This window comes from Rhodococcus sp. UFZ-B548, assembly GCF_903819475.1.
Lineage (GTDB): Bacteria > Actinomycetota > Actinomycetes > Mycobacteriales > Mycobacteriaceae > Rhodococcus_F > Rhodococcus_F erythropolis.
In genome coordinates, this window is the sequence record NZ_CAIJDS010000028.1 from 63,290 (window position 1) to 86,721 (window position 23,432).

Sequence of the window (23,432 nt, forward strand, 5' to 3'; positions counted from 1 at the left end):
AGGACCGCCCGTTTTCTCTTTCCATGGTGGATCTTCAGGCGCAGGATCGAAGCTATGAGAAAACTCAGCGTGACCAACAGCGTGACTCTCGACGGTGTCATGCAGGCACCTGGCGGGCCGGACGAAGATCGTCGTGGCGGATTCGAGCACGGTGGATGGGCGGCACCCTTCAACGATTCCGTCATGGCACAGAAAATGGGGGAGGGGATGGCGAAGAAATCAGAGTTGCTCTTCGGACGCCGAACCTATGAGAACTTCGCCTCGTACTGGCCGTTTCAGACGGACAATCCGTTTACCGAGGTGCTCGACAACACGCAGAAGTACGTCGCGTCAAGGACTTTGGGTGAACCGCTGCCGTGGAAGAACTCGACTGTGTTGAAAGGCGATGCCGCCGACGCGGTCGCCGCGCTGAAGGAAAGCGATGACCCGGATCTGGTGATTCTGGGCAGTGGCGACCTGATCACGTCATTGGCCGAACGGCGTCTCGTCGACACCTACACTCTGCTGATTCATCCGCTGGTTCTCGGAACCGGGCGCAGATTGTTCCCCGACGGTGCTGCACTCGCTCAGTTCACCCTCACCGAAAGTGTTCCTACGACAACAGGCGTCATCATCGCGACGTATCAGGTGAGTTGAATACATCAGGGAACTCGCCGAAATGCTGCTTCTGCCAACGCTGGGTTCTGACGGCTTGCACACTGGTCGGCGTGACCCAGGGCGGATAGACCCGGATAGCGCGCTTGCCGCCCGAGAAGTTCGTCGACACGATGTCGTGTTCGACGAGGGTTTCGGTGGGAAAGACGAAGTGACCCAGATGTTCTTCGTCGTAGACCTTCACCACAAACAGCGCGACGCCGTCGCTGGTGTCGAAGGGGCGGATGGGCCCGGCCTCGGAACGGCGCCACAGCGTGACGAACTGACCGAGCTTGGTCGGCGTCGTCTTGGCGGATCGATAGACGGAGGGAAGGCCGTTGACGGTCAGCGTGTGAGCGCCGTACTCAGCACCCTCGGACTCGGGAATCGGTGTGGACCAGGTAAATCCGTCGGCGTTCATCGGCAACGATGATGCCACGGACCACCGACAGCCTTCGTGGCGAACGCTGTCGGTGGTAGTCCCGATTCAGGCCGTAGGTACCTTGTCGAGAAACCCGAGGACAAGCGTCACCCGGCCGTCGTCGTCGCGTTCGAGTACGTCGAACCCGTCGATCAGTGACTCGGCCCCCGCCGGGCCGAGAGCCCAACCGAATCGAGCCTGTCGGTGGTGCGCGTCCACCGGCCCGATGAGGGTGAAGTGCATGCCCGGAAATTGTTGCTGCACAGCGTTGATCATCGCGTCGATCTGATCGTGTCCGGTGACGTCCGCGAGCGGATCGGTGTAGCGGCCGCCGGGTGCGAACAATTGCTCGATCCGTGCTCTACGGGCGGTGGTATCTGTTTCGTTCCACATGTCGATATAGGCGTCGGCGATTGCGTCGAAGTCGCTCATGGTCGCTCCCTTGATCAGTTCCGGTGGTGAACATCCGGCGGTCTCGCCGGCTGAGACCACTGTTCCTCCGAAACTGCTTCGGGTCGATTACCTCCGAGGTCATGGTCTCGGCTACCTCGGGTCGCTAACTTGAAAGAATGACCTTCGAGACGATGGACGTTGGCACCGAACTCAAGCGGTGGCGGGAGCGGCGAAGGCTCACTCAGTTGGGCCTCTCGGCAGCGGCAGGAGTGTCGACCAGGCACCTGAGCTTCATCGAAACCGGCCGCTCCAAACCCAGCCGGGACATGATCCTTCACCTGTCCGAATGCCTGGATGTTCCTCTACGGCAACAGAATACGCTTCTGCTGGCAAGTGGCCACTCGCCGGAGTACTCGCAAAAATCGTTGGCGGAAGCGCCGATGTCAGCGGTGAGCGAGGCCATCGATCGCATCATCGACGCGCATGACCCTTATCCGGCCGTGGTGGTCGATCAGCAATGGGAGATGATCGCCGGGAACCAGGCCGTGAGAATCCTGACCGAGGGGGCCGCTGAATTCCTCCTGGAACCACCGGTGAACGTATTGCGTTTGAGCTTGCATCCCGAGGGCATGGCGCCGCGGATCGTGAACCTCGCGCAGTGGCGGACCCACCTGCTCGCCAGGTTGGCGCGGGAAGTGGAGGTCAGTGCGGATGCGCAGTTGGCGTCCTTGCTCGACGAGTTGCGCACTTATCCGAGCGGCGGAGACTGGCACGACGACCGCGCGAATTCCCTGCTGGTTCCGTTGCGCGTACGCACGGGCGATACCGAATTGGCGATGTTCAGCACCACCACCGTGTTCGGTACGCCGCGCGACGTCACGCTCGCAGAGATCGCGATTGAGTCGTTCTACCCGTCGGACACGCAGACCGCCGATTATTTTCGATCAGCCGCGCAGGTCAGAGTGACTTCTTGCCGAACTTGAGCTTCCACGGCACCAGAGCGGACTCCAACTGAACCGAGAGGCTCATCTTGGAGACACCTTCGGTGCGTTCCTCGAAGCGGATTGGCGTTTCGGCGATCTTCATGCCGCGCTGAACAACTCGGTAGTTCATCTCGACCTGGAACGCGTAGCCGTTGCTCTGCACCGATTCGACGTCGATGTCGCGCAAGGTCTTTGCATGCCACGCCTTGAAGCCTGCAGTTGCATCCTTGACGTGCAGTCGCAGAATAGCGTTGACGTAGAAGTTCGCCCAGGCGGACAAAGCCTTGCGATGCCACGGCCAGTCGCCGGCAACTGCGCCACCCTCGACGTAACGGGAGCCGAGAACGACTGCCGCATCGGTCGTGGTGAGGATCTCGATCATGGCGGGGATCGCTTCGGACGGATGGGAGAGATCCGCGTCCATCTGAATGACGATGTCGGCGTTCTCCGCCAGAGCCCGGCTCATGCCCGCGACGTAAGCACGGCCGAGTCCGTCCTTGACCGTGCGGTGAAGCACTCCGACCGGGATGGGTCCATCGATACCCAACTTGTCCGCAACCTCGCCCGTGCCATCGGGGGAGTTGTCATCCACCACGAGGACGTGCAGGTTCGGGATCTTCAACGCGGCGAGGCGATCGACGAGCTTTGGCAGGTTCTCACGCTCGTTGTATGTAGGTACAACGACGGTTATCTGCGGGGCGACGCTTTCCATAACACCTTCGTATGATCTGTGATCCCGACTTGCCGGATGAAGCGTACGACGAGTGCGGTCGTGAACAAAGTAGGGATTTTACTACCTCGACGGGATCCGTCAGAACCGGCCGCCGCCGCCTCGGCTGGTTCGGCCGCCGCCGCCACCGCCGAAACCACCGCCGCCGCCACCGCGACCGGAGCGTCCGCTGCTGCTCGGTCCGCCGTACGAGCGGGGCCCGCCGCCACCTCGCAGAATGCTGTTGATCAGGATGCCGCCGAGGATCGCTCCCGTCGCATCGCCGCCGCCACCGCGGGGTCGTTGGTTTGCTTCCCAGGTGTTGACGTCGTTCTGCGCGGCGCGAAGTGAGTGCGTCGCCAAGGTTGTCGCGGCCTGGGCGTGTTGCAGTGCCTTGGACGGATCCGAAGCCTGCAATTGCTGGGCCGCCTGCAGGTGCCGCTGAGCCTCTGCGTAGCGAGTGCGCGCCTCCGCCCCGATCGCGCCGCGCCTGGTTCCGAGGAAGTCGCCTGCAGCGGTCACCTGCGCCTGTGCGGCCAGAATGTCCTGGGCGAGGCGCTGCTGTGCACGTTCGAGCTGCTGCTTCTGCTCCTGAGCGTCGGCAAGCAGCGCGTCGAGTTGGGCGTCGGCCGCGACGATCTGGTTGAAGGCTGTCAGCGGATCGCTGTCCTTCGACGTCTGAGCATTCGCCAACGCTGCCTGGGCTGCGGCCTTCGCGTCCGCCAACTTCTGCCCGCCCTGCGCCAGGTAAGCGTCCGCAGCAGTGATGCCCTGCTGGACGTCGTCCATCGCGGACGGAAGAGTCGCGATGGCGTTTCGGATGTCGTCGGCGGCGTGATCGACGCCGTCGAGCAGTTTGCGTGCCTGATCGAGAGCCGCTTCGGCAGTGCGAATCGCGGTGACGGCAGCGCCTTGCTTACCGGCCGGCAGCGCGGTGGCATCGCGGCCTTCCTCGATCGACTTCTCGGCGAGCGTCAGGCGTTCGCTGGCCATCGTGACGTTGTTCACGACAGATGCCAGCGTCGGCGCGGGGAACTGATCCTTCAATTTGGTCAGAATCGCCTCGGATTCGGGCAAGCGCACGCTGAGAGAAACAACACTCTGCGTCAACGCATCGAGACGTGCGGGGGCGTTGATGAGAAGGTCGCGAAGCCCGTCGAACTCCTCGACGCGAGCTTCGAGTTCTTGGTCGGCTCGACCGCACGAGGAAATGATGTCGATCAGCATCTGGCGGCGTTGATCGGGAGTTTCCGGGATGGCGTCGTCGAGTCGCTGCCTGATCGCGAAGGCTTCGGCGAGGGTGGCCTTGGCCTTGTCGAATGCTGCCGAGAAGGGTGCGACGGCGGAATCTCCGAACTCGCTGCGGGCCAGATCGAGCTCCTCCTGGCTGCCGGCGATCGCGTTGTCCGTCTCGACGAGGATCTCCTTCGCGCGTTCGTCGAGCGTCGGCAGCGGGAGTGCGTTGAGGCTGGCGATGTCGTCGGGGGAGATGTTCTTCGCGGCTTCGACGCTTGCCTTGTTCTTGTCGTTCTTGCGCTTACGTGAGTACAGGACCACACCACCCGTCCCGACCACCACAGCGCCGCCCGCGATGAGGAGTGTTCCGACTCCCATTCCGCCGCTCATGTTGTTCGCGTCGCCGAGTGCTCCAGCCGCGGCAATTGCCGCGCCGGTCCAATCATCCTCGGCAAGAGCCGGTTCCACCGCGTCGGAATTGATCGATTCGATGTCGGAATCGGTGATGTTGCTCAGCTCAGCGGGGACGTCGAGGTAGTAAGCACGCTCCGCCGTGGCAACTGCAAGCAGGACGGACTTGGTACTCAGCGTCGACTTCGTGGCTGTCTGCTGTGCCCACGCCTGGCCACCCAGGTTGTTGAAATCGGGGACGAACGCGACCCACAGATCGATCTGGTGGTCCTCGCTGAGTTGATCGATCGCGGCTTGTATGTCGCTGCGTTGCCCGGCGTCGAGAACCCCGGAGGTGTCGGTGATGTGATTCGGCAACACCATCGGGGCGTCTGCCGAGGCGAGCGCAGGACTGAAGACGAGCGCCAGCAAAGCGAAAATCGCAGCGACGGCGGCGGCGCTTCCCCGACGGCGAACGGGTCGGGTGAATGTCCGACTCTGCTCTACCGAGGACAACTGCGAGAAGTGTGGTGCGAGGGCCATGACGCAAATCTATCCGTTGTGGCGCGTCGGCATCGGAGGTGATCGCCGCGAACTGGCAGAATTGCGGGAGTGAAACCTGCTTTCGGTAACCGCCCCCACGACCCATCACCCTCACGGGCGGGCGGCTTCGGGGCAGGATTGGCTCGCTGGACGCGCCGACTGATCGCCGGTGCCGTGTTGATGGCCGTGGTTCTGGTCGGGGGTACTGCGTTCCGGGTGTGGCAGGTGGCGCGCATCGACGACACGCGGCCGGCCGACGCGATAGTCGTTCTGGGCGCGGCTCAGTATTCCGGCACTCCGTCATCCGTCTTCGAGGCCCGACTCGAGCAGGCGTACAAGCTGTACAAGCGCGGAGTGGCGCCGCAGATCATCACTGTCGGCGGTAAACAAGAAGGTGACGAGTACACCGAAGCGGCGTCGGGAAAGATGTATCTGACCGATCGCGGAATTCCGTCGAGTGCGATCACTGCTGTGGAGACCGGTTCGGACACACTTCTCAGTATCGACGCGGTGAGCGCCGAGATGTCCTCGCAGGGAATCAATTCCGCTGTCCTGGTCAGTGACCCGTGGCACTCCTTGCGAACGCGGACGATGGCCCGCGACACAGGACTCCAGGCGTGGACCGCACCTACTCGTCAGGGCCCGGCTGTCTTCACCCGCGAATCCCAGTTGCACGGAATCGCTCGCGAAACCGGCGCGCTGCTCTGGTATCAGCTCACGCACTTCTCGGCAGACTTCCCCTACACGGCAGGGCAATAGAGACCATGACAGCTCACACCACCTACGGAGGCGGCACCTACTCCGAACACGACCTCGAACGTCGTGTCGTCGAGGCGCCGAAGCGTGCGGGGTTGCCGGGTTCGCAGATCGCAGCGGCGCAGCATCGTTCGGACTTCTCGCGAGATCGGGCGCGTGTCCAACACTCCGCGGCTTTGCGGCGCTTGGCCGACAAGACCCAGGTTGTCGGCCCGCGCGACGGTGACACACCTCGCACGCGGTTGACGCACTCGATGGAGGTCGCACAGATCGGGCGAGGGATCGCCGACGGACTCGGTTGCGATCCGGACCTGGTGGACCTCGCCGGTCTCGCGCACGACATCGGGCACCCGCCGTACGGTCACAACGGCGAGAAGGCCCTGGACGAAGTCGCCAAGGACTGCGGAGGTTTCGAGGGCAACGCGCAGAATCTGCGGATATTGACCAGCCTCGAGCCCAAGATCCTGCGCCCCGACGGTCTGAGTGCCGGCCTCAATCTCACCAGGGCATCACTCGACGCAGCCATCAAGTACCCCTGGACCCGGCCGCAGCCCGGCGCGAAGTTCGGGGCATACGACGACGACGCAGAGGTGCTCGCCTGGGTTCGAGAGGGGGCGCCCGAGCGTCGGCAATGCCTGGAAGCTCAGGTCATGGACTGGGCCGACGACATCGCGTATTCCGTGCACGACGTGGAGGACGGGGTGATCGCAGGCCGTATCGACCTGCGCTCGCTTGCTGATCCGTCCGAGCAGCGCGCACTGGCAGAACTGGGGGCCTCCGAGTTTCGGGGATTGGTAGTCGACGATCTGATCGACGCCGCTCAACGGTTGTCCGAACTCCCCGTCGTACGCGGGGTCGGAAGTTTCGACGGAACGCTCGGAAGTTCCGTCGCGTTGAAGAATCTCACGAGTGAATTGGTGGGGCGCTTCGCCACCGCGGCGATCGCCAGCACCCGGCTGACACACGGTGACCGACCCCTCTCGCGGTATCAAGCCGACCTCGACATACCCGAGGCCGTCGCATCCGAGGTGGCGTTGCTCAAGACCGTGGCGCTGTACTACGTGATGTCCGACGCCGGACACAAGGCGCGTCAGGATCGGCAGCGTGATCGTGTTCATCGCGTCGCGGAATGGCTGCTGGCAACTGCGCCGGCCGGGCTCGATCCGATCCTGCTGCCCGCGTGGGAACGCGCCGCGGACGACGGTGCTCGGGTCCGGGTAGTGGTGGATCAGATCGCGTCGTACACGGAGAGTCGGCTGGAACGGGTGGACAAAGCGAGCCTGGGCGCGCAGGCCAGCTGGGGCTGAGCCGCTTACGCCTTCAGCAGGTCATCCGCGTCGACGGGTCGGTAGTGGTATCGAGCCACTTGCCGTAAGCGTCGCCGCCTGCTGCGCGAACGTCCTTGCAGATCTTCGACTCGGTGTTCCCGGATTCGCGATACACCGTGTAGATCGCCGTCCCCGAATCGGAGACTTGACGCAGTGACGGGCAGGACTGGTCTGTGCGTAGGTATTTCGAGCCGGGGAACGCGTCCAGGTAGTTCTGGATCTCGCTGGCGTACGTTGCCGGATCGGTGGCATTGGCCAACACCACGATTCCGGTTCCTTTGCACGAGGGGACGGTGATCGGCTTGCTGACCCCGAGGTCGCCATTTCTCGCGGACGGGTTCGACGCCCGGGTGGTCGTGGTCGCCTGCAGTCCGGCGGTGGGTAGCGGCTCGAGCTTCGGCGTTCTGGCCGGCTCCTGAGTGGGTGCCGGTGCCGACGTGGCGATGGAAGCTGCTGCAGTGGTGGGTGATTCGGGTCCCGAGTTCCCCAGTATCACCCAGGCCGCCGTGCCTCCTGCGGCCAGAACGAGTGCAACTCCAGCCGCACCGATCGCGATCGGGGCTCGGTTTCGCTTGGTCTTTGTCGCGATGTGCGTGTAGTTCCCGTGAGCGGGATTCGCCGTGGTGTAGATGGGCGGCGCGACGATCGTGGGGTGCAATCCGCCGGCGGCACCGGGGGTGTCGGTCGTCGAGAGGGCCTGCCGCGCTTGGAGTGCGAGCGCTCCCGTAGTCGGATAGCGGTGTGCGGGATCCTTTGCCATGCCGCGAGCCACGATGGCGTCAAAACCTTGCGGGAGCGATGGAACCGTCAGCGTGGGGCGTGGCGGCGGAGCGTTCAGGTGCGAATTGACCAGATGCTCGATGCTTGTGGTGTTGAAAGGCGTTGTTCCGGTGAGTGATTGGTAGAGGACACAAGCCAGGGAATAGACATCCGCTGCGGCCGTCGGCGTTTCGATTCCGAACCGCTCCGGCGCCATGTACGCATAGGAACCGACTGCGCTTCCCTCGGTGGTGATCTTCGTGTCCGTCTGTGAGTATGCGATTCCGAAGTCGACGAGGTAGGCGAAGCCGTTGTTCGTGAGAATGATGTTGTCTGGTTTGACGTCGCGATGGATGAGCCCGCGGGCATGTGCGGCGTCCAACGCCGAGGCGATTTGCGAGACGATGTCGACGGCTCGTATAGGCGTGAGTCGGCCGAATTCGGCCAACTCGGCGCGCAACGTATGACCTTCGACCAAACGCATGTCGATGAAGAGGACTCCGTCGATCTCGCCCCAGTCGTGTACCGGGATCACGTGCGGTTCGTTCAAGGCGGCGGTGGTGCGAGATTCTCGGCGGAAACGAGCTTGGAATGACGGGTCGGCCGCAAGTTCGCGATGGAGCAACTTGAGTGCGACCAGGCGATCCTTCGAGGTGTCATACGCCTCGTACACTTCACCCATTCCGCCTCGGCCGAGGAGGCGACGCAACTCGTACACGCCGAATCGGGTTCCTGATCGCCCTTCGTGCGAGCTCGAGGCGTTTTCAGTCATCGTCGGTCCCATCGCTGCGGTGCAGAGTCGGCCATCAACATATCGTTGTCAGGAGGTGCCGGGGGACCGCCTAGACTGATGTACGTGGCGGGCCGAATTTCTGACAGAGACATCGCGGCCATTCGCGAACGCACTCGCATCGAGGACATCGTCGGTGAATACGTTTCACTCAAGCGTGCCGGTGGCGATTCGATCAAAGGTCTGTGTCCCTTTCACGACGAGAAGTCGCCGTCGTTCCACGTGCGACCCAACCACGGCCTCTACCACTGCTTTGGCTGCGGTGAGGGCGGGGACGTGTACTCGTTCCTGCAGAAGATGGATCACATCAGCTTTGTCGAGGCTGTCGAGCAGTTGGCGGATCGGCTCAGCTACACGATTTCGTACGAGGGTGGTGGGCCGTCCGTTCAGCGCGATCGCGGCACTCGTGCACGCTTGATCGCGGCAAACGCGGCGGCTCAGGAGTTCTACGCCGCTCGTCTGCGCGAACCCGATGCCCAGGCGGCTCGCGACTACCTCACCGAGAGAAACTTCGACGGTGCCGCAGCACTGCAGTTCGGGTGTGGATACGCGCCCGAAGGTTGGGACACTCTCACAAAACACTTGATGTCCAAGGGCTTCGAATTCAAGGAACTCGAAGCAGCCGGGCTGTCCAAAGAGGGGCGACGAGGTCCGATCGACCGGTTCCATCGCCGTCTTCTGTGGCCGATCCGCAGCGTCGCCGGTGACGTCATCGGCTTCGGTGCCCGCAAGCTTTTCGACGACGACACCATGCCGGGTAAGTATGTCAACACGCCGGAAACGATTCTCTACAAGAAGTCTCAGGTCTTGTTCGGCTTGGACCTCGCCAAGCGCGACATCGCCAAGGGACACCAGGCAGTAGTCGTCGAGGGCTACACCGACGTCATGGCGATGCACTTGGCCGGCGTCAAGACCGCCGTCGCTTCGTGCGGAACCGCCTTCGGTGAGGAGCACCTTGCGATGCTCCGCCGACTCCTGATGGACGACAGCTACTTTCGCGGTGAGATCATCTACACCTTCGACGGTGATGCCGCAGGGCAGGCCGCTGCGATGAAGGCGTTCGAGGGTGATCAGAAGATGGCCGGGCAGACGTTCGTCGCCGTCGCGCCCGACGGAATGGACCCGTGCGATCTGCGTCTGAAGTCTGGTGACGCCGCCGTTCGCGACCTCGTGGCACGGCGCACTCCGATGTTCGAGTTCGTGGTGAAGTCCATCCTCACCGAACACGATCTGGAGACCGCTGAAGGTCGCGTCGAGGCACTGCGTCGCACCGTCCCCGTCGTTGCGCAGATCAAGGAATCAACTCTGCGCGACAGCTACGCGAATCTGTTGTGCGGATGGGTCGGTTGGGACGATCTTCCGTCGGTTCGACGACGCGTGCGTGACGAAGCTCGCAAACGGGCGTCGACGCGCGGATCTTCGCCGGCGCCCAAGCGTCGTCAGGTTGTCGAGGCACCTGCCGCTGATGCGCTTGCGCTGCCGATCGGAATCTCCAGGCCCCGGCCCAACGATCCGGCGCTCTCGACGCAACGAGCTGTCCTCAAGGCCGCATTGCAGCACCCTGGCATCGCCGGCAGTGTCTTCGACTCGTTGCCTCCCGAGACATTCACCCACCCCGCCTACGTTGTCATCAGACAGGCAATGGCTGACGCCGGTGGAACGAGCAAGGGGCTCGGTGGCGCCGAGTGGATCGAAGTCGTCACCAAGGGCGTCGAGGACATGACGGTGGCCTCGGTTGTATCTGAGCTGGCCGTCGAACCGATGCCGTGCGACGAAGACACGGTTCCGCGCTACATCAACGGAGTGCTCGCACGACTGCAGGAAGCGTGGGTGGGCGAGCAGGTTGCCGACCTCAAATCCAAGCTTCAGCGCGTTTCACCTGCTGCGGCCCCCGAGGAGTACAACTCACTGTTCGGAGACCTCGTGGCGCTGGAGCAGTATCGCCGACAGCTGCGTGAGCAGGCTGTCGGCGACCAAAGCATCTGACCTAGCGGTTTTTCTTCAACTGGTCGTGGGGGACCAGAATCGTGGTCTCCTCGTTGATCGGCTTCATCGGCTCGAGCTTGGGCTGAGTACTCAGTGAGTCGGCCAGCTTCTGCCGTGACGCGTCCAACACCTTCTTGGTGGCCGGACTAGTGGCCACCGCCTTCGCGGCCCGGCTGATCTGCTCGTATCGTGCGCGGCCCGCTTTGGTTCCCAGGACGTACCCAGCTGCAACACCGATCAACAAACGCATCATTCCTGCTTCCCTCCAGCACCGATCGTCCTGACTCCATCCTGCCTGATGACTCGCTGGGCAGGCGATTTGGTACTTCGGTGGAGGATTCGCTACAGTTTCTCAGGCAACGCCGGAACGGGCGAAGCGAGCAAGACAATCCCCTGTAGCTCAATTGGCAGAGCTTCCGACTGTTAATCGGACGGTTGCTGGTTCGAGTCCAGCCGGGGGAGCAGCAAAGCCCCTCACCCGAGAAATCGGGTGGGGGGCTTTCTTGTTGTGGTCTGACCTTGTCTTTGTCCGACCTAGCGCGCTCGCAGCAGACCCACCGATCGAAGTGCCGATTCGACGTCTGCCGCCTTGTTTGCTTGTTCTGCGCGAATTCCCAGCCGTCGAGCGCTGAGGACGTTCACCGGGTTGTCGTCGACGAAGAAGGTCTGCTGTGGACGCGCATCGAGAAACTCCAGCGCAGCCAGGAAGGCCGCAGGGTCGGGTTTGGTAGCTCCGAGCATGCAGGAGAAAACATGCTCGTCGATTGCCACTGGAGTTACAACACTTTCGATGGCGGCCAACAGGACAGGTCCATTGTCGGAGAGTGTGGCGACAGCGACGCCCTCGCTTCGAAGCGCGATTGCGAGATCGATGACTGCGCGTTCCGGGATGAAGGCCTTGGCCCAGGCTCGGCGAAGGTCGTCGCGGTCACCGGGAAACCCGAGCCGTCGAAAGCGTTCCAGGATCGCGGTTTCGGAGTGAAGGCCGAGGTCGCATTCCTGGTCGAACCCGGACGCGAACACGAGGGCATGAATCTCTTCTTCAGTGACGCCGATGGCCGCTGCCAGTTCTGCGGCGCGAAGTTCAGGCTCGAATCGACACAGCACCCCGCCCAGGTCGAACAACACGAGTTCAGGTGGTCCGCTGTCGTTCGCCATGTCGGAGAGGATAGGCGTCATCAGCACCCGTGAACGCGACGCGTAGATATTGGCGACAGATACACCAAAGCCCGACGCAAGTGTCTGCGTCGGGCTTTCGGTGGAACCGTCGAACTGTTTGACGGGTGCGCTTACTTCGCTGCGCGATCCGACGGCTCGAACAGCCGGATGATGTGGCTGGGGTTGATGTAATAGACACCATTCGGAGAATTGAGGACGAGAGTGTCTTCGGTGAAATCGGTGACGGTGCCGTTCAGCTTCGCGCCGTCGGACATGATGATCCGGATCGTGGCCTTCGAGTTCTTGAATTCGGTCAGTGCAAGCTTCATGTGGTGATCCTGTTCCGTGGGGTGTGCACTCCCACGGTATCGGCTCATCGCGCCTGTGCCGACCAACCTTGGAAGACTCGACTCGAAAGAGTGCAACGCGTCACCGCCTGCCCGATTGTGATCCGCGTCGGATGTGCCGGTAACATTCGGATTCGCCGCGATGCATCGCATCCGGATGGGGCGGTAGCTCAGTCGGTTAGAGCCGTGGACTCATAATCCATTGGTCGCGGGTTCGAGCCCCGCCCGCCCCACGTCAGATGCCCTTTCTCGTAAATCGAGAGAGGGCATCCATCGTTTATTCATCGCTTATGGCAACTGCTTTGTCCAGCAGGTCTGCCACTTCCGAGTGCTGACGGCCGCGTGTCATGTACTTGTCCTGAGTCATCGAGATGTTCCGGTGCCCGAGGTGATCGGCACCCACTCGCGCAGACAATCCTTCGTCGTCGATGAGCGTCGCCACCGATTTCCTGAACGTGTGCGTTGTACTGTCCGCTACGCCAAGATCATCGCGTACCTTGCGCCACTGCTTCCCGAAGTTGTTCGGGTCGCGCAGCGTCCCAGCGGTGGACGGGAAGATCACGTCCAGTGTTCCGAGACGTGGTTGTGCTGCCCGCTTCTCGAGCATGTCCAGAGCGAACCGGGGGAGAGGAATTGTGCGTAGTCCCGCTGCCGTCTTGGCTTCACCGACTCGCTGGAGGCCGACACCCTTCACGCGCACCACCTTGCCTGTAATGGCCACCGTGCCCGCGTCATGGTCGATGTCCTGTCGACGGATTGCCAGTAGCTCAGAACGGCGTACGCCCGTCGCAATCAGCAATGTGATCGGATCCACCAAGTCATTAGCTGTGCAGTACGCCGATTCTCCGAGTGCGCCCAGTAGCGCGCCGAGTTGGTCACCTGTGAGTGCCGTCGCTCCCGCTGGTGGATTCTTGGCCCGGATCGGAGACACGTCGTTGACGGGATTGGAGTTGAGCGCACCGACAAGTACGGCCATTCCGAGGGCGCCGCGAAGTACCGTCTTACACTGCCTGGCCATCGTGGGACCGTGATCCTTCGTGATCGCTCGCAGTGCCGCGTCAACTCTGCCGGCCGATGCTTCGTGCACGCGTACGCCGCCGATCTTCTTGTACAGCTTGTCCAGTGCAAACTCGTACGTCGAGATGGTGTTCGCCGCTCGACCCTCTTCTTTGAGCCTGGCCATGTACGCCTTGCAGAGTGCGGAAACTATTGTGTCAGCGTCAATTTCGTTCTCGCTGGGAGCATGACGAGATTCGAGTGCGTCGAGTAATTCATCCTCGGCAAGTTTTCCGTGCTGATCCTTTTTGCCCTCTGGCGTACGCCGCTCGACAATCCGAACTACGCCATCGTCGTCGCGGTATCGGCAGCGGGCAAGGTAGGTGTCACTGCCGAGTTGTAGCCGAGTTATCTTGCCGTGCTGCCCAATTCGAAGTTGTGGTCTACCAGCCATTTGGATCAATGCCTAGATGGGTAGCTGGATCAATGCCTAGATGGACGGCCAAGCCATCAGCGCCCATGAGAGGGAGGGGGCCGGGTACGTCCAAGGATTCCGTGAGACCGGGGACCGAGAACCTTCGTGCGCCGGTGTCAACAAATGTGAGGTTAGGGAATCTGTCGTGTAACACCTTGACCAGCCAGGCGTCGAAGTTTTGGCGGTAGTCAACTTGCTCCTCGGGCGTCGGTTCAAATGACTCCTCAATTCCCAGGAGGGTTAGAGCATCGGTGTATCTGCTCGGCACACGCCACTGCTCCGATTCGCTGGTCGGTTTGATCCACGTTGAAACAAGATTGATGAATCTTGATGCAGTTCCGTTCGCGACAAATGTTGCTTTCCTGTCCTTGCGAAGCGCATCGGCCAGGCGCAACGCCGCCATGCCATCTCTCATGGCATCTCTTTTCTTGATCGCCTCAGCGGCATTCTCTTTGAGTCGATTGAACTGGGGTTTGAGGCTCTCCACGCGATAGCCAATCCCAGTACGGTCAGGCCCTAAATCCTTCGGATCGACACCCAAGGCTTCGGAGATCGCGAACGCCTCTGTGAGCCTGATTGGGCGCTTGCCACCCTCTACGCGCGACAGCGTTGCTTGTGTCCACTCGACGCCTTGCGCGTGCAGCAGCTCAAGAAAATCCTCCTGCCGGTAGCCCTGTTGCTGGCGAAGCTCTGCGAGCCGCCTACCTACCTGATCTTCGAGATTCATCTCAACAGGGTATGCGGAAACTGGATATGCCGCTTGCAGTACCGGTAGTTCTCATGCATACTCAAAATGCGAATATCGCATATCCAATATGAGGAGAACGAATGCACGCGTCAGAGGATTACTGGCTGTCTCGCCAAGAGGTGGCCGACCGATTGAAGCTGCCAGTCAAGACGCTGGCGCAGTGGTCCAGCCTGGGTAAAGGTCCGCGCTTCGCGAAAATCGGCAAGTTCGCCCGCTACAAGCTGACTGACCTTGTGGCCTGGGAAGATGCCCAGTTCTCAGACTCTCCGGACGCGGCCTAATGCCATTCCAGTCCGCAACGAAAAACGCCCCGGAGTCGGTTGCCGCCGACGTCCAGGGCAGTGACACCAAAATCTCCACCACAGAGAAGGAATCAGCCGTGACTGTACCAACAATCTCCACCTCCGCTGAAGTGCTTGCCACGCTCGAGGTCGGCGCCGGAGCCAACACCAACGCAATCAGCCGCGTAGTTGGTGCAACTCCCTCCAGCGGTCAGACGCTCGTCACACTGGCCCGGTACGACTGCCGCGACGACGACGGTAGCGCGGACGCGCCGAGGTGGTACATCGAGTTCTCAGCGGCGAACAGCAGCCCCGCTGAGCTGCACCCCTCCGAGATTCCGGCCCTGATCGACGTGCTCACCGAGATTCGTCAGGCATGGATTCAGCTTGATCCGGAGTGCTTCTCTTGAGCGCCGTCGAGGTATTCGTGGTCTTGACGCTACTGTCCGCCCGCGAGCGGATCGCACCTGGTGAAGGTCGGATCGACACTCTCGCCCAGTGGGTGGCCGACAGCGTCATCGTGCAGGCGCATCGTTTCCTCGAAAACCGCGAAGACGGCACGTTCGAAGATCCGGTCTACACCATCGAGTTCGTCCGAGGCACCGACGACTTCACGGAAATACCGGACACAGGTGTCCCTGATCTGCTCGCAGCACTGCCGCAACTGGTCACAGCGATCGACGCGCAGAAGGCGCTCGACGGGGTGAATGGCATATGACCACAACATCTTTCGCCTTAGCGTTCCTGTTGATCGCCGAGAACCTCACGATTCTCTGCATGGGCGCATTCCACTTCCACGAAACGAGGCAGCACCATGGTGCATCCGGACACACAACGCATGCTCGGACTGGGGTTCGCGCTCGGACCGCTCGACGGGAAGAAAGCGTTCCTGCCGGGAGGATTTCACGACTTCACCACCAACCGGGACGTGCTCACCCGTCAGGCTCACAAGTACCCGCAATGCAATTGGGGCGGAACGTGCCAGGGTGTGATGGTCCTCGACGAAGATCCGCGTAACGGCGGCAACCTCGAATCCCTCGACATGCCTGAGGTTCTCGACACTTTGGTCGTGCGCACCGGATCGGGTGGCCGACACGCGTACTTCCGTCACGGAGGCAAGGTGCGCGGCAAACTCGAGCGGCACGAGGGAATCGACCTCAAGACGTGGCGCACCGGGTACACGGTCATGCCCGGATCGGTACACCCGGACACCGGGAAGTTGTACCGGATCGAACGTGACCTTCCGATCGCACCGTTGCCGCAAGAGCTGCTCCCTCTTGTCACCCCACCCGTCTACAAGCCGTCACCTGTCACGGTGAACCCTGAACGCCGCTCGGATGGGTTGGTGCGCAAGGTCGCTGATGCTGTCGGCGGTGGACGAAATCAGATCACGTTCTGGGCGTTGTGCCGCGCACTCGAACGAGGGAGCAGTGATCTGGTGCCCGAGATCCGCTCTGCCGCACTGAATACAGGTTTGACCGAGGGAGAGTTCGACACATGCCTGCGATCGGCTCAGCGGACAACAGGGAGGGCAGCGTAGTGGACGAGCCAGCAGGTCGCAGGGTTCGGCTCGTCCGCATGTCGGACTTGAAGGATGACGTGCCGGTATGGGCTTGGTCCTACGACGGCAAGGGTCGAATCCCATTGGGCGCGCTCGCATTGTTCGCAGGTCGCCCAGGTGCGGGTAAGTCGACGGGAGGTCGGTGGATCGCAGCCAGCGCGACCACTGGCACCCTGGCTGGGCACTGGGAGGGCAAGCCGGTCAACATCGCCTACATCGCCGCCGAAGAGTCCTCGAAGTACGTCGTCAAGCCAGGGCTACGCGCTGCCGGTGCGGACATGGATCGGGTGCTCATTCCGACTGTAGACATCGGCGGTGAAGAGGTCCGGTTCCTGTCCTCGCATGACATGGCAGACCTGACTGACCTGATGCTTGAACACGAGGTGAAGCTCGTCGTTGTGGATCCGCTGATGTCGACCATCGGATCGAAGACGGACATCAACCGCAACAACGAGGTTCGCTCGCTGGTCGAGCCGTGGGCCAAGCTCGCCGAAACGATTGACGGGGTGGTGCTCGGTATCGCCCACCTGAATAAGTCCGGCAACGGTGACGTGGTGGCCGGAATCAACGGCTCGTCCGCTTTCGGCGAGGTGGCTCGCTCGGTGTTCGGATTCGCGAAAGATCCGAACTCCGACGAGGGCGACCGGATCATGAGCCAAGAGAAGAACTCGATCGGCGAGGAAGACCTTGCCCTCACGTACCGGATCGAGTCGAAGGAAGTTGTTACCGACTCGGGCATGACTGCCGAGGTTGGTCGGTTCGTCATCATCGGCAACTCGGACCGAAGCGTCGGGGATGTTCTTCGGGACGCTTCTCGACCGACCGGAGAGGGCAGCTCTTCGACCGAAGGAATCGACGCTTGGCTCGCTGCCATGTTGGTCAACGGACCGGTGTTGGCAACCGAGATTTACACTGCAGCCGACCAAGCCGGGTTCACCAAGGACAAGGCGAAGCGGGCGAAAGTTCGCCTCGATGTCCGAGCATTCCGGCCGGAGAATCCGGGACCGTGGTGGTGGGAGAAAGCGGGGGGCACCGAGCAACCGGAAGTTACTACACCTGTGAGCGTGCTCCCTGCTCCCTGTGAGGTCAGAGGGGGTGCAGAGGGGGGCAGGGAGCAGAGCGCAGGATCTACGCGAGAGACGCTCCCTGGTGCCGCCGCACAGTCAGGCCAAGGCGATCACTACACCTGTGAGCTTGGCCCAACTGGCCCAACTGGGGATGACCAGCACAAACAGATTGGCCCCACTGGAGAGAAAACACAGTCGGGCCAAGGCACGGTCGTTGGCCCCACTGCAAAGCACGATGTCGATAAAGAACACCGTGGTTCAGAAAACCAGTGCCAGAAATGCGGTGAGCCGCTCGGCAGATCCGGCAAGTGTGTGGCGTGCATCGTCGCCGACGCGAGCGGAGTTCCGGCATGACGAAGAAAAAACTGCCACCCGCGCCGGAGTTGCAAGCACTGTTCGATCCCCGCCTTGTCGGTGCCTCGTGCGTCGGACATCACGAACTGTTTGACCACGAGGCGGACGGGGAGAGCACCACCGATCGACTGACCCGACACGCCCAGGCGATCACCGTCTGCCGACGCTGCCCGGTCATCACGCCCTGCCGCGAGGTAGCGCTCGAACACCTCGACCACATCGCCGGAATCTGGGCCGGCCAACCCACCACCGAACTCGAACGAAGGACAGCATCATGACCGAGAGCATCAACCCCAACCAGCCGCTACCCGAGAACGTGATGATCGTCGACGACAACGGATTGCCCTCGGCGGTAGTGAACATCGACATCGTTCAGAACGCCGCGACCAGGCTCATGTACGACATGGCTATCAACAGCGGCGACGAGGCCGCCTTGTCGAGGGTGAGCAAGAAGTACCTCGACGAGGTTGGCGTAGATCTGTTCGGTTACGTCACAGCCGCAGCGCTCAAGCTGATGACCGCACACATTCTCGAGCCACTCCTCGCAACGTGCGACCTGGCGGGAATCAAACTCCGCGAAGGACTGTCGAAAGCAGCCAGCGACGCAATCCGCGATCTGACCTAGGCCCGAGGTGATCGTCCAACGTGATCTCCGGCCGTGCTCGAATCCCGAGTGCGGCCGGGAGACCCGCGCTCGCAGTGGAATGTGCCCGTCTCATCGGCCCGCAGTGACCGCGACATGGCATCGGGGAACCCTGCGCATCCTCGGGCACCATCTGACCCCGCAGCAGGCGTATCAGCTCGCGGAAGCCATCGCCGACGCTCTGGCTGACGCGCCCACCGTAGTGCTCAGCACCACGGTTGCCGACCAAGGGAAGGGGAGTCGCAACACGAGCGGACCCTCAACCGCCTGACTCCCTTCGCTGGGCAGTCAGGACGTCTCTCCCCGAAGTTTTTTCCACCAGACACCCGAAAGGTGAACCCATGCCCGACAAGAACGCCCGCCCCATCGACGACACCGACAAGATCCGCGCCCTGCGCCTGGTCCTCGCTGCCGTCCGCAAGGATCTGCACGCCGCGCACGTCGTGTTCGGCGAACTCGACACCGGAGACGACGCCCTCAACCTCACGATGGCCGTGGCCGATATCGCATCCGTTGCCCTCGAAAAGGGACTCGGAACCGAAAACGCCGAGACGGCTTTGCTTTCCGACCTCGACACACTGCTAAGCTGATCACGGATAGTTCGAAGTGCTGCCAGGTGTGCAGGCAGAGCGGTAACCGTCCCCGAGGTTCGACCCCTTATCGAACGCCCGGTGTGACCACGACCAGCTCGCCTGCACACCAGCACAATCCACAAGACCCGGTGTCAGACCATCGGTACACGGAGAGCGTCAACCCGTCCGCCCCTGAGGTCACGCGAAAGAACGTGACGCCCAGCGAGGCCAGCGGTCAAGCCTCCAATCCGCCCGTCTCCCAGGCGCACCCACATTCATTTCTGCCCAGGAGTACCCACCATGAATCTTCATGAAAAGCGCGCCGCCGCTCTCGCCAAGGCCAACGCGATCGTCAACGGCGCCAAGGCTGCCGGTGTCGAACTCACCGAAGAACAGTCCACCGCCGTACAGGCACTCATCGCCGAAATCGGAACTCTCGATGCCAGCATCGCCAAGGCCAAGGAAGCCGCCGCGCTGCTCGGCAAGCTCGACGACATCGCCGACGAGAGCGCCGAAGCGACCAGTGAGACCGGCAGCGCAGACGGTAAGGGATACTTCAACGTCTCCGCCAAGTCGTTCGCCAAGCTCGGCCGCCGCGCCGCTCAGGGCATGATCGCGGGCGGACCCGACGACGACATTCTCGATTCCCAGTTCGGCGCCAAGGGTCGCTCGCTTGCCCGACGTTCGTTCGGCACCAAGAGCCTGCTCCCTTCGGGTGAGACCGCGGTATCGGTCACGGTGTCCCCGAACATCGTCACCACCGCACGCCCTCTCTCCGAGTTGCTGGCATCCATCCCCGTCGTCACGCAGTCCTCACCGGTCTTTCGTTTCCTTCGCCAGACTGCTCGCACGAACAACGCTGCCGTCGTCAAGTCCGGTGACACCAAGCCGACCTCGCTGTACGGGCTGACTCCCGTCGACGGAGAGCTCAAGGTCATCGCGCACCTGTCGGAAGGCATCGACAAGTACAGCCTCGAGGACGTGGCCAACCTCGAACGGTTCGTCGGCGAAGAACTGATCTACGGTCTTCACCGCGCACTCGAGAATCAGATTCTCAACGGTGTCGGTGAGGTCACCGGACCGCCCGCGAAGAACGAGCTGACCGGCCTGCTGAACACGTCCGGCATCCAGTCGCAGGCGTTCGCGACGGACCTGCTGACCACGACTCGCAAGGCCGTGACCGCAGTCGAGAGCATCGGCCACACTGCTGGCACGTTTGTTCTCAGCCCCGCCGATTGGGAGAAGCTCGAGCTCGCCCGCACCGACTCGGCCGGCAGTCTCGAGCTCGGTGGTCCGGTCGATCGTGCCAAGCGCACCCTCTGGGGAGTGAACATTGCGATCTGCACGGCGCTGCCGGCCAAGACTGCAGTGCTGCTCGACCCGACCGCCCTCGCCGTCGACACTGACGCGAACGTCGAACTGAAGTGGGACAGCTCGGGCGACAACTTCGACAAGAACCTGATGCGGGCCCGCGTCGAGTCCCGCTACCACCTGTCGGTGTACCAGCCGCTCGGCGTCGTGAAGATCGCCACCGCAGCCTGACCCAGGCCGCACAACGAAAGCACCCCGGCTCAGAAACGAGTCGGGGTGCTTTGCTGTCAGGCAGGGAGGGGGCCTTGCAATCACGGCGATCTGACCAGGGCGGACCACTCCACCGGTTAACTGGTTCTCTCCCTCCTACGGACTGAGGGGGCTCGCGCACGCGTAGCACGACTCACCTTCTCCGCGCTGTCAACGAAAAAGGCAGGTCGTGGGCGTGCGTGGCTAAATTAGCCACACGTGGTGTAGTCACCGAAAAGGGACGATTTCTACACGCAACTTCCTGCTTCTTGCCCAATGAGAAGCAGCGACATCCTGGATGTCACTGCTTCTCGTCCCCTCGCGACGGAACAAGATGTACACGACACCGTGTTCACACAGCTTCAAGGGCTACAGGAGTACTTGAACGGGGATAAAGGGGTTCTGAATCCATCGTTTATTCATCGCTTATGAGTGAGAATCAATGGGATTTGACGGATCTGTGATGAGTCCGAATCTGTTCGGAAGATGTTGCAGTGCAAGTAATTACAGGAGGTGACGAGATTCTTTGGAGAGTGTGAATCCAAAATCCATTGGTCGCGGGTTCGAGCCCCGCCCGCCCCACGTTCAGGTGCCGTGAGCCCGCGGGTCAGCCCCAATGATTTTTGTCGAAGATCATGCTGCAGACGATCGCCAAGGCGACTAGTGCGCAAAGTGCAATCACCAGGACAGTTGCCCACACGTTGTTGGGATTGAATCGCCTGGCAATGCGCCTGCGGTTGCGTCTGAGTCGAGCGTTCGTGGTCACCCAACGAATCGTCGCATCATGATCGTCGATCGCAGATGAGGTGAAAGTCTCGGATCCAGATGACCAATTTCCCGACAGTGTCGGATGTGCAACGCTTCTGGACGTGACCGAGATGGCGACCACTCGGAAGACGAAGGAAAAGTAGGTACCTATCCAGGTATTTCAGCGTATGTGCTCAACTAGCCGAAGTGTCACGCTCTAGATGTACCTACGCACGGCGATCGAAGGTGATTTCGACGATCGAACTCAGGGGTCACTGAACAATTGTCTGTACCTGCCGGCGCGAGCCCGGCCCACAGGTGACGACGATGCGTTCCAGTGACCCCCTGAGCGTCGACGCACGCTGGTTAAGCAGACAGCTGGCAAGAAACCATCTTCGCCTGGTGTAAGTGCAGGCAGTCGAGCCGACCCCCCGCGGCTCGACTGCCCCCAAACAGGCGAGGTGGGGCCCGATTGGACGCGTTAGAACTGGCGACTGAAAGTTCCGTACCGATTCGGGGAGGAATGCGACTCGGGATCGTATGCGCAGCTACGAGATCGTGGCCAACGTGAACAGTCGAAATCCGTTCCACTGCTGAGCAATGCGCGCCGCCATTCGTTGAAGCGCTGACCGGCAGCCGACTGTCGAAGAACGACGCTACTCGAGGACTGGAAACGGAAATGGCCCCGCAACCGCGGGGCCCTGTCCTTGTCTGAAAGGCGCTGTCGGACTTGGGTCATCAGCGTCGAGGACTTCGCGCTCCATCACGTTTAGTTGTGTGATCAGGGGTGATGGGAAATATTGGGTACGAAAGCCGTCGAGGGCTGTCTCGCCGTCGTTGTCTGCTGCAGGTCCATTTGCCGTGCTTCGCGAATCCCAGAATCCGCAGCCCGCGAGAGCTCAGTAGTTGCCCTGATCGGACGGAAAACCGGGCAATTGGAACAAAACACTTGTCGAATCGTTACAACTATTGGTAAAGTGTAACGAAGAGCTGCAAGTTAACAGCAACTTCAAGGTCGCACTACCGGAAGCCGATTGGCGCCGGGGGAGATTGGTCTGCTGTTCATTGACGCGACGCCGTTGGGCGGCACAGATAAAGGCTCTGCGAGTTGCTCCCGGTCGCACCCCTGATCAACCTGACAGACCAACGTAACGGAGAACATACTGTGACAATCAAGAACTCGATCGCGCCTGGTGTCATAGCCGATCACGGAAACAGGCTGTTCGGCAACATTATTCGATCAGCCGAAGGTGAGGAACTCGTCCAGCGGCTGAATGCCATGTTCGAGCGAGCGAACAGCACAGGTCAGGTGGTGAATCAACGAGAACTCTCGACCGTGCTTTCTGCGCGGAGACCCGAGGGTTCGCCGGGCGACACGTCGATTCCGGCGCCGGACAGGCTGATGCATGCAACCGAGGGACTCTCGTACGAATCCCTCACCCTGTTGATTCGTGCGGCCGAGCATTTGCTGCGTTCGGAAGGCGTACATGTCGACTCGGCGCCCTTCGCCTGAGGGACGACGAGACCCGTCGAAGCCTCGGCCACAACCGCGTCACAGAATCTTCGAAAATCGAATCGAAAACCCTGGGAAATCGAAGTGGCCGGTCCGTCGCTGACGAACGAAAATTTGTCACCAACGGAATGGCGTTGATACGTCGTTGTCCGGAATTCCGTTGTGCGAGGGGCGAACCAGACGTCCAGTGTTGCTCAACCGCAGGATCCTGATTCTGCCTTCTCGAATGCCTCCTCGATGCGCTGACGCCCCTCAGCGTCGAATCCCCTCCAGTCGCGGTATGGTCCGCTCATGTATTCGCGGACTCGATCGATCGGTGACGCGGAATCGCTAGGAGTACGTCCCAATTCTTCGGCCAATCCGAGTATCGACTGGCAGATCTTTTCGACGGAGTCTGGTACTTCGAGCCTTCGGACCCACGTTCCGCCCGGTTGAGTCCAGCAGAGTGGTGTACGACCACTCGTCCTGAAACTGTGGGCGTGT

At 61.6% G+C, this 23,432-nt stretch carries 27 protein-coding genes and 2 tRNA genes; 18 read left to right on the forward strand and 11 right to left on the reverse strand.

The genetic code is table 11. From position 1 onward, the window contains the following. Window positions 1–54 precede the first annotated feature (54 nt). The gene (locus H7C86_RS22315) at window positions 55–636 is read left to right on the forward strand and encodes a dihydrofolate reductase family protein (protein ID WP_182262243.1); all 582 of its coding nucleotides are present in this window, start codon (window positions 55–57) and stop codon (window positions 634–636) included. Here H7C86_RS22315 and H7C86_RS22320 read toward each other — a convergent pair. Then, a complete protein-coding gene (locus H7C86_RS22320) occupies window positions 611–1,072 on the reverse strand; it encodes a MepB family protein (RefSeq protein ID WP_020969952.1) in 462 nt (153 codons plus the stop codon). The two genes, H7C86_RS22315 and H7C86_RS22320, sit on opposite strands and share 26 nt — an antisense overlap. 48 nt (window positions 1,073–1,120) lie before the next feature. Continuing rightward, window positions 1,121–1,486 (reverse strand): nuclear transport factor 2 family protein, encoded by a 366-nt coding sequence (locus tag H7C86_RS22325; protein WP_024487641.1) that lies wholly within the window; start codon window positions 1,484–1,486, stop codon window positions 1,121–1,123. 137 nt (window positions 1,487–1,623) lie between these two features. On the opposite strand from H7C86_RS22325, the gene H7C86_RS22330 reads away from it, so the two are divergent. Beyond that, window positions 1,624–2,430: a helix-turn-helix domain-containing protein gene (locus H7C86_RS22330; protein ID WP_182262244.1), complete on the forward strand. Its 807-nt coding sequence runs from the start codon at window positions 1,624–1,626 to the stop codon at window positions 2,428–2,430. Here the strand turns inward: H7C86_RS22330 and H7C86_RS22335 are convergent. Both H7C86_RS22335 and H7C86_RS22340 read right to left on the reverse strand, forming a co-directional pair. Then, window positions 2,405–3,142, reverse strand: coding sequence for a polyprenol monophosphomannose synthase (locus H7C86_RS22335; RefSeq protein ID WP_003944487.1), 738 nt, complete (start codon window positions 3,140–3,142; stop codon window positions 2,405–2,407). The two genes, H7C86_RS22330 and H7C86_RS22335, sit on opposite strands and share 26 nt — an antisense overlap. A gap of 99 nt (window positions 3,143–3,241) precedes the next feature. Beyond that, a complete protein-coding gene (locus H7C86_RS22340; RefSeq protein WP_182262245.1) occupies window positions 3,242–5,308 on the reverse strand; it encodes a TPM domain-containing protein in 2,067 nt (688 codons plus the stop codon). A 180-nt stretch (window positions 5,309–5,488) separates the two neighbouring features. On the opposite strand from H7C86_RS22340, the gene H7C86_RS22345 reads away from it, so the two are divergent. Together H7C86_RS22345 and H7C86_RS22350 are read left to right on the forward strand one after the other, a co-directional pair. Continuing rightward, window positions 5,489–6,067 carry a YdcF family protein gene (locus H7C86_RS22345; protein ID WP_128638009.1) on the forward strand — a complete coding sequence of 193 codons (579 nt, stop codon included), beginning with the start codon at window positions 5,489–5,491 and terminating at the stop codon, window positions 6,065–6,067. Between the two features lie 5 nt (window positions 6,068–6,072). Next, window positions 6,073–7,371, forward strand: coding sequence for a deoxyguanosinetriphosphate triphosphohydrolase (locus H7C86_RS22350; protein WP_019748992.1), 1,299 nt, complete (start codon window positions 6,073–6,075; stop codon window positions 7,369–7,371). Window positions 7,372–7,384: 13 nt separating this feature from the next. On the opposite strand, the gene H7C86_RS22355 is transcribed toward H7C86_RS22350, so the two are convergent. Beyond that, entirely contained in the window at window positions 7,385–8,935 is a 1,551-nt protein-coding gene (locus H7C86_RS22355) for a serine/threonine-protein kinase (protein WP_182262246.1), read from the reverse strand. A gap of 72 nt (window positions 8,936–9,007) precedes the next feature. Here H7C86_RS22355 and dnaG point away from each other — a divergent pair, with 72 nt between their 5' ends. After that, window positions 9,008–10,927 (forward strand): DNA primase, encoded by a 1,920-nt coding sequence (gene dnaG, locus H7C86_RS22360; protein WP_182262247.1) that lies wholly within the window; start codon window positions 9,008–9,010, stop codon window positions 10,925–10,927. A gap of 1 nt (window position 10,928) precedes the next feature. Here the strand turns inward: dnaG and H7C86_RS22365 are convergent, their stop codons facing one another. Then, a complete protein-coding gene (locus H7C86_RS22365) occupies window positions 10,929–11,180 on the reverse strand; it encodes a hypothetical protein (RefSeq protein WP_003941570.1) in 252 nt (83 codons plus the stop codon). Window positions 11,181–11,316: 136 nt separating this feature from the next. Here H7C86_RS22365 and H7C86_RS22370 point away from each other — a divergent pair. Beyond that, a tRNA-Asn gene (locus tag H7C86_RS22370) sits at window positions 11,317–11,389 on the forward strand. 72 nt (window positions 11,390–11,461) lie between these two features. Here the strand turns inward: H7C86_RS22370 and H7C86_RS22375 are convergent. Both H7C86_RS22375 and H7C86_RS37335 read right to left on the reverse strand, forming a co-directional pair. Continuing rightward, entirely contained in the window at window positions 11,462–12,085 is a 624-nt protein-coding gene (locus tag H7C86_RS22375) for an HAD family phosphatase (protein ID WP_259349271.1), read from the reverse strand. A gap of 131 nt (window positions 12,086–12,216) precedes the next feature. Next, window positions 12,217–12,414 carry a hypothetical protein gene (locus tag H7C86_RS37335; protein WP_003941659.1) on the reverse strand — a complete coding sequence of 66 codons (198 nt, stop codon included), beginning with the start codon at window positions 12,412–12,414 and terminating at the stop codon, window positions 12,217–12,219. A gap of 177 nt (window positions 12,415–12,591) precedes the next feature. On the opposite strand from H7C86_RS37335, the gene H7C86_RS22385 reads away from it, so the two are divergent. Further along, window positions 12,592–12,665: transfer RNA gene (locus H7C86_RS22385), tRNA-Ile, on the forward strand. A 44-nt stretch (window positions 12,666–12,709) separates the two neighbouring features. On the opposite strand, the gene xerC is transcribed toward H7C86_RS22385, so the two are convergent. Next, window positions 12,710–13,615 carry a tyrosine recombinase XerC gene (xerC, locus tag H7C86_RS22390; protein WP_259349272.1) on the reverse strand — a complete coding sequence of 302 codons (906 nt, stop codon included), beginning with the start codon at window positions 13,613–13,615 and terminating at the stop codon, window positions 12,710–12,712. 256 nt (window positions 13,616–13,871) lie between these two features. Continuing rightward, window positions 13,872–14,630, reverse strand: coding sequence for a helix-turn-helix domain-containing protein (locus H7C86_RS22395; protein WP_182262250.1), 759 nt, complete (start codon window positions 14,628–14,630; stop codon window positions 13,872–13,874). Between the two features lie 101 nt (window positions 14,631–14,731). Here H7C86_RS22395 and H7C86_RS22400 point away from each other — a divergent pair, with 101 nt between their 5' ends. The 11 genes from H7C86_RS22400 (at window position 14,732) to H7C86_RS22450 (ending at window position 22,949) form a co-directional block, all read left to right on the forward strand. Then, window positions 14,732–14,932 (forward strand): AlpA family transcriptional regulator, encoded by a 201-nt coding sequence (locus H7C86_RS22400; protein ID WP_182262251.1) that lies wholly within the window; start codon window positions 14,732–14,734, stop codon window positions 14,930–14,932. Window positions 14,933–15,030: 98 nt separating this feature from the next. Next, window positions 15,031–15,342 (forward strand): hypothetical protein, encoded by a 312-nt coding sequence (locus H7C86_RS22405; RefSeq protein ID WP_182262252.1) that lies wholly within the window; start codon window positions 15,031–15,033, stop codon window positions 15,340–15,342. Next, window positions 15,330–15,650 carry a hypothetical protein gene (locus H7C86_RS22410; protein WP_182262253.1) on the forward strand — a complete coding sequence of 107 codons (321 nt, stop codon included), beginning with the start codon at window positions 15,330–15,332 and terminating at the stop codon, window positions 15,648–15,650. Before H7C86_RS22405 ends, H7C86_RS22410 begins: the two co-directional genes overlap by 13 nt. 96 nt (window positions 15,651–15,746) lie before the next feature. Next, on the forward strand, window positions 15,747–16,472 hold the full coding sequence (locus H7C86_RS22415; protein WP_182262254.1) for a bifunctional DNA primase/polymerase: 726 nt from the start codon (window positions 15,747–15,749) through the stop codon (window positions 16,470–16,472). A 38-nt stretch (window positions 16,473–16,510) separates the two neighbouring features. Continuing rightward, complete coding sequence (locus H7C86_RS22420) at window positions 16,511–17,914, forward strand: AAA family ATPase (RefSeq protein ID WP_259349273.1); 1,404 nt, start codon at window positions 16,511–16,513, stop codon at window positions 17,912–17,914. Next, window positions 17,911–18,192 (forward strand): WhiB family transcriptional regulator, encoded by a 282-nt coding sequence (locus H7C86_RS22425; RefSeq protein WP_182262255.1) that lies wholly within the window; start codon window positions 17,911–17,913, stop codon window positions 18,190–18,192. The genes H7C86_RS22420 and H7C86_RS22425 overlap by 4 nt, the downstream gene beginning before the upstream one ends. Continuing rightward, window positions 18,189–18,539 (forward strand): hypothetical protein, encoded by a 351-nt coding sequence (locus H7C86_RS22430; protein ID WP_182262256.1) that lies wholly within the window; start codon window positions 18,189–18,191, stop codon window positions 18,537–18,539. Before H7C86_RS22425 ends, H7C86_RS22430 begins: the two co-directional genes overlap by 4 nt. 103 nt (window positions 18,540–18,642) lie before the next feature. Further along, window positions 18,643–18,828 carry a hypothetical protein gene (locus H7C86_RS22435; RefSeq protein ID WP_182262257.1) on the forward strand — a complete coding sequence of 62 codons (186 nt, stop codon included), beginning with the start codon at window positions 18,643–18,645 and terminating at the stop codon, window positions 18,826–18,828. Between the two features lie 70 nt (window positions 18,829–18,898). Beyond that, window positions 18,899–19,147, forward strand: coding sequence for a hypothetical protein (locus H7C86_RS22440; RefSeq protein ID WP_182262258.1), 249 nt, complete (start codon window positions 18,899–18,901; stop codon window positions 19,145–19,147). 282 nt (window positions 19,148–19,429) lie between these two features. Continuing rightward, window positions 19,430–20,671, forward strand: a complete 1,242-nt coding sequence (locus H7C86_RS22445; protein WP_182262259.1) for a phage major capsid protein — start codon at window positions 19,430–19,432, stop codon at window positions 20,669–20,671. 1,930 nt (window positions 20,672–22,601) lie between these two features. Further along, complete coding sequence (locus H7C86_RS22450; protein ID WP_182262260.1) at window positions 22,602–22,949, forward strand: hypothetical protein; 348 nt, start codon at window positions 22,602–22,604, stop codon at window positions 22,947–22,949. A gap of 194 nt (window positions 22,950–23,143) precedes the next feature. On the opposite strand, the gene H7C86_RS37340 is transcribed toward H7C86_RS22450, so the two are convergent. After that, window positions 23,144–23,432: hypothetical protein (locus H7C86_RS37340; protein WP_259349274.1), on the reverse strand; the 289-nt coding region annotated here is incomplete at its 5' end.

What these genes read in the sequence shown, in the direction of transcription:
- H7C86_RS37335 (WP_003941659.1), bottom strand. Translation starts at nt 12,414, where the DNA reads ATGAAGCTTGCACTGACCGAATTCAAGAACTCGAAGGCCACGATCCGG.
- H7C86_RS22325 (WP_024487641.1), bottom strand. Translation starts at nt 1,486, where the DNA reads ATGAGCGACTTCGACGCAATCGCCGACGCCTATATCGACATGTGGAAC.
- H7C86_RS22445 (WP_182262259.1), top strand. Translation starts at nt 19,430, where the DNA reads ATGAATCTTCATGAAAAGCGCGCCGCCGCTCTCGCCAAGGCCAACGCG.
- H7C86_RS22330 (WP_182262244.1), top strand. Translation starts at nt 1,624, where the DNA reads ATGACCTTCGAGACGATGGACGTTGGCACCGAACTCAAGCGGTGGCGG.
- xerC (WP_259349272.1), bottom strand. Translation starts at nt 13,615, where the DNA reads ATGGCCAGGCTCAAAGAAGAGGGTCGAGCGGCGAACACCATCTCGACG.
- H7C86_RS22425 (WP_182262255.1), top strand. Translation starts at nt 17,911, where the DNA reads ATGACGAAGAAAAAACTGCCACCCGCGCCGGAGTTGCAAGCACTGTTC.
- H7C86_RS22340 (WP_182262245.1), bottom strand. Translation starts at nt 5,308, where the DNA reads ATGGCCCTCGCACCACACTTCTCGCAGTTGTCCTCGGTAGAGCAGAGT.
- H7C86_RS22355 (WP_182262246.1), bottom strand. Translation starts at nt 8,935, where the DNA reads ATGGGACCGACGATGACTGAAAACGCCTCGAGCTCGCACGAAGGGCGA.
- H7C86_RS22350 (WP_019748992.1), top strand. Translation starts at nt 6,073, where the DNA reads ATGACAGCTCACACCACCTACGGAGGCGGCACCTACTCCGAACACGAC.
- H7C86_RS22365 (WP_003941570.1), bottom strand. Translation starts at nt 11,180, where the DNA reads ATGATGCGTTTGTTGATCGGTGTTGCAGCTGGGTACGTCCTGGGAACC.
- H7C86_RS22415 (WP_182262254.1), top strand. Translation starts at nt 15,747, where the DNA reads ATGGTGCATCCGGACACACAACGCATGCTCGGACTGGGGTTCGCGCTC.
- H7C86_RS22420 (WP_259349273.1), top strand. Translation starts at nt 16,511, where the DNA reads ATGTCGGACTTGAAGGATGACGTGCCGGTATGGGCTTGGTCCTACGAC.
- H7C86_RS22395 (WP_182262250.1), bottom strand. Translation starts at nt 14,630, where the DNA reads ATGAATCTCGAAGATCAGGTAGGTAGGCGGCTCGCAGAGCTTCGCCAG.
- H7C86_RS22430 (WP_182262256.1), top strand. Translation starts at nt 18,189, where the DNA reads ATGACCGAGAGCATCAACCCCAACCAGCCGCTACCCGAGAACGTGATG.
- H7C86_RS22315 (WP_182262243.1), top strand. Translation starts at nt 55, where the DNA reads ATGAGAAAACTCAGCGTGACCAACAGCGTGACTCTCGACGGTGTCATG.
- H7C86_RS22400 (WP_182262251.1), top strand. Translation starts at nt 14,732, where the DNA reads ATGCACGCGTCAGAGGATTACTGGCTGTCTCGCCAAGAGGTGGCCGAC.
- H7C86_RS22335 (WP_003944487.1), bottom strand. Translation starts at nt 3,142, where the DNA reads ATGGAAAGCGTCGCCCCGCAGATAACCGTCGTTGTACCTACATACAAC.
- H7C86_RS22375 (WP_259349271.1), bottom strand. Translation starts at nt 12,085, where the DNA reads ATGGCGAACGACAGCGGACCACCTGAACTCGTGTTGTTCGACCTGGGC.
- H7C86_RS22440 (WP_182262258.1), top strand. Translation starts at nt 18,899, where the DNA reads ATGCCCGACAAGAACGCCCGCCCCATCGACGACACCGACAAGATCCGC.
- H7C86_RS22345 (WP_128638009.1), top strand. Translation starts at nt 5,489, where the DNA reads ATGGCCGTGGTTCTGGTCGGGGGTACTGCGTTCCGGGTGTGGCAGGTG.